This window comes from Mesorhizobium sp. M7A.F.Ca.ET.027.02.1.1 (assembly GCF_004022985.1).
Taxonomy (GTDB): domain Bacteria; phylum Pseudomonadota; class Alphaproteobacteria; order Rhizobiales; family Rhizobiaceae; genus Mesorhizobium.
The window spans coordinates 1-3457 of the sequence record NZ_RZOL01000530.1; the positions used below are offsets into that span (position 1 = coordinate 1).

The 3457-nt window shown below is 64.0% G+C and carries 4 protein-coding genes; 2 read left to right on the top strand and 2 right to left on the bottom strand.

What is annotated here, in order from left to right; genetic code table 11:
- Nucleotides 1-1823 (top strand): PBP1A family penicillin-binding protein (locus EN749_RS32760; protein ID WP_128364724.1); only part of this gene is annotated, 1823 nt, incomplete at its 5' end.
- A gap of 9 nt (nt 1824-1832) precedes the next feature.
- Here the strand turns inward: EN749_RS32760 and EN749_RS32765 are convergent.
- A complete protein-coding gene (locus EN749_RS32765) occupies nt 1833-2195 on the bottom strand; it encodes a nuclear transport factor 2 family protein (protein ID WP_127328262.1) in 363 nt (120 codons plus the stop codon).
- A gap of 162 nt (nt 2196-2357) precedes the next feature.
- On the opposite strand from EN749_RS32765, the gene EN749_RS32770 reads away from it, so the two are divergent.
- On the top strand, nt 2358-3110 hold the full coding sequence (locus EN749_RS32770) for an SDR family oxidoreductase (protein WP_023812510.1): 753 nt from the start codon (nt 2358-2360) through the stop codon (nt 3108-3110).
- Between the two features lie 13 nt (nt 3111-3123).
- Here the strand turns inward: EN749_RS32770 and EN749_RS32775 are convergent.
- Nucleotides 3124-3457, bottom strand: a 334-nt coding sequence (locus EN749_RS32775) for a zinc-binding dehydrogenase (RefSeq protein ID WP_145991104.1), incomplete at its 5' end; no start/stop codon positions are given.

A 3457-nucleotide genomic window follows, 5' to 3' on the forward strand; every position in this document is an offset into this window, starting at 1 on the left:
CCATTGAAGATCGGCGCTTCTACTCGCATTTCGGCATCGACCCGATCGGTCTGTCGCGCGCCATGGTCACCAATGTGCTGGGCGGGCGTTTCTCGCAGGGCGGTTCGACGCTGACCCAGCAATTGGCGAAGAACCTGTTCCTGACACCCGACCGCACGCTGGAACGCAAGGTGCAGGAAGTGCTGCTGGCGCTGTGGCTGGAGCACAAGCACACCAAGGACCAGATTCTCGAAATGTACCTGAATCGGGTGTATTTCGGTTCCGGCGCCTATGGCGTCGAGGCCGCCTCGCGCCGCTATTTCGGCAAGAGCGCGCGCGACGTCACCCTGTCGGAAGCCGCATTGCTTGCCGGCCTGTTGAAGGCGCCGTCGCGGCTGTCCCCGGCACGCGATCCGAAGGCCGCCGAGGAACGCTCGCAACTGGTGCTTGCCGCCATGCGTGACGAGGGAAAGATCAGCGCCAAGGAAATGACCTCGGCGATGAGCGCGCCGGCAACGCGCGCGCCGTCCTACTGGACCGGCTCGGAGAATTACGTCGCCGACACCATCATGGAGGAATTGCCCGACCTGATCGGCGACGTGCGCGGCGACATCGTCATCGACAGCACCGTCGACCTGAACCTGCAAAAGCTCGCCGAACAGTCGATCCGCAGACTGATCGACGAGAGCGGCAAGAAGCTCAACGTCACCCAGGGCGCGCTGGTGTCGATCGACGATTCCGGTGCGGTGCGTGCCATGGTCGGCGGCTACGACTATTCGACCAGCCAGTTCGACCGTGCTTCGGAGGCACGTCGCCAGCCGGGCTCGGCGTTCAAGCCGTTCGTCTATATGGCCGCGCTCGAAGCCGGTCGCACGCCCGACAGCATCCGCAACGATGCGCCGATCAAGATCGGCAACTGGACACCCGACAATTACGGCGGCAAGTATTTCGGCAAGGTGACGCTGGCCACCGCGCTGGCCAAGTCGCTGAACTCGGTGGCGGCGCAACTGACCATGGAGGTCGGGCCGAACGCGGTTGTCGAGGCGGCGCACCGCATGGGCATCCAGTCCGACCTGATAGCCAACACCTCGATCGCGCTCGGCACTTCGGAAGTGACGCCGCTGGAGCTGACCTCGGCCTATGTCCCCTTTGCCAATGGCGGCTACAAGCCGGACATCCATTTCATCCGGCGCGTGACGACCACCGAGGGCAAAGTGCTTTACGACAGCGGCGGCGGCAGCGCGCCGCGCGTCGTCAAGCCTGAGATCGTCGGCATGATGAACTCGATGATGACGGGCACGGTTGAGATCGGCACTGCCCGGAAAGCGGCTTTCGCCTGGCCATCGGCCGGCAAGACCGGCACCAGTCAAAATTCGCGCGACGCCTGGTTCGTCGGCTACACCGCCAACCTCACCACTGGTGTGTGGTTCGGCAATGATGATGGCAGCGCGATGAAGAAGGTCACCGGCGGCGCACTGCCGGCGCAGGCCTGGCACGAGTTCATGGTTGCGGCCCACGAGGGTGTGCCGGTGCGGCCGCTGCCCGGCACCTGGAAATCGACGCCGGCCGACACAATCGTCCCCGACGAGATACCCTCGGCGAACAACACGGCGCCGGTTCCGTCGACGTCGGTCGGTCAGCAGGCACCGGCGCGGCCAGCAGCGCCGGTTGCCCAAGCGCCGGTCCGCGCGGCCCGTCCCGCCCAAACTGTCGATGCCGACGGCCCCTCCATGCCGGAGGATGACGGCGCCACCGCGTCGGTCAAACATCCGGTGCCGCCAGGCGACGTCGGCGGTCCGCGCAAGAAGCGGCAGACCTCGATCCTCGACCTCCTTGGCGGCTGATCCGATCCGCTAATTCCGTGGCTTGGCGCTGCCCAACTTCTTGCTGTCAAAGGTCAGTTTGTCGCTGTGAATCTTGCCATCGCTGATGGTGAGGTGCTTGGCGCAGGAAAGCGCGCCGGACGACTTTGTCACCAAATCATACATCAGCAGCGCCTGATGATCGTCTCCGAAGGCCGCGATCATGCGCACACCGGTCACATCCTGTGATAGTTTGGTCAGGCCCTCGAGATAGGGTTTCTTGCCGGTCGATTGCTGCATCGGCCCATCAAAGACGACGTCGTCGGCGACCAAGGATGCTGCCTTTTCGAGGTCGTGGCTTGTCCACGCCTTGGTGAAGGCGGTGGCTATGTCGAGGGGTGCTGTCTGTGTCATGGCTCTGTCCCGATTGATTGATTCAGAACCCCGCGCCCTTTCCGCATTCACGGACCAACGGCGAGCGGGCCCGCCAGTTCCCTCATCGAGGCGAATGGTGACATTTCGGCCTCTCGCCACCTCGGCGGCGTTCGGCTACATCTGCCGGTCGGAGACCTTGAAATGACTGAGCTCGACACCCGAAAGACCATCGTGCTGACCGGCGCCAGCCGCGGCATTGGCCACGCCACCGTCAAGCGTTTTTCGCGCGAGGGCTGGCGCGTCATCACCTGCTCCAGGCAGGCTTTCGCCGAGGATTGCCCGTGGCCGGCCGGGCCGGAAGACCACATCAAGGTCGATCTCGCCGATCAGGAGGATGTCGGCATCGCCGTCTCCGAAATCCGCCACCGGCTGGAAGCGCATGGCGGCCAGTTGCATGCGCTGGTCAACAATGCCGGCATTTCGCCGAAGCTCAAGGACGGCAACAGCCGCATGGATTCGATCGACACGCCGATGCATGTCTGGCGCGACGTGTTCCAGGTCAATTTCTTCGCGCCGATCATGCTGGCGCGCGGCCTGTTCAAAGAGCTGGCGGCGGCCAAGGGCTCGATCGTCAACGTAACCTCGATCGCCGGAACCCGCGTGCATCCCTTTGCCGGCACGGCCTACGCCACATCGAAGGCGGCGCTCGGCTCGCTGACGCGCGAGATGGCGCATGATTTCGGCCCGCACGGCATCCGCGTCAATGCCATTGCGCCCGGCGAGATCGACACCGCGATCCTGTCGCCGGGCACTGACAAGATCGTCGAGACCATCCCTCTCAGGCGCCTTGGCACCACGGCCGAAGTCGCCGACATCATCTTCTTCCTGTGTTCGCAGCAGGCGTCCTATGTGACGGGCTCGGAAATTCACATCAATGGCGGCCAGCACGTGTGACAAAACAGGATGCTCATCCTGTTATGGTGAGAACGGCCTTGCCGCTGAAGCTGCGCTGTCGTAGTGCGTCCAGCGCTTGGGCGATGTCTGTCCATGGCACGGTCAAGGCCACGCGTGTTTCGAGCCGGCCGGCTGCGACCAGAGCGAGCAGCGAGGCGATGTCCTCGCCAATGCCTGGACCGGACGTGTAGTACGCGAAAGTCTGAAGCCTCGCCCCTTCGTGATCCGGAACGAACTGGCGAAATCCAATGGGCGTCAGTTCGCCACTGCTCGAACCGAACATGACGATGGTCCCGCCAGGGGCGACGCGTTCGATCGCGCATGCGAGGCTTTGGCCGCCCACCGAC

What these genes read in the sequence shown, in the direction of transcription:
- EN749_RS32765 (WP_127328262.1), bottom strand. Translation starts at nt 2,195, where the DNA reads ATGACACAGACAGCACCCCTCGACATAGCCACCGCCTTCACCAAGGCG.
- EN749_RS32770 (WP_023812510.1), top strand. Translation starts at nt 2,358, where the DNA reads ATGACTGAGCTCGACACCCGAAAGACCATCGTGCTGACCGGCGCCAGC.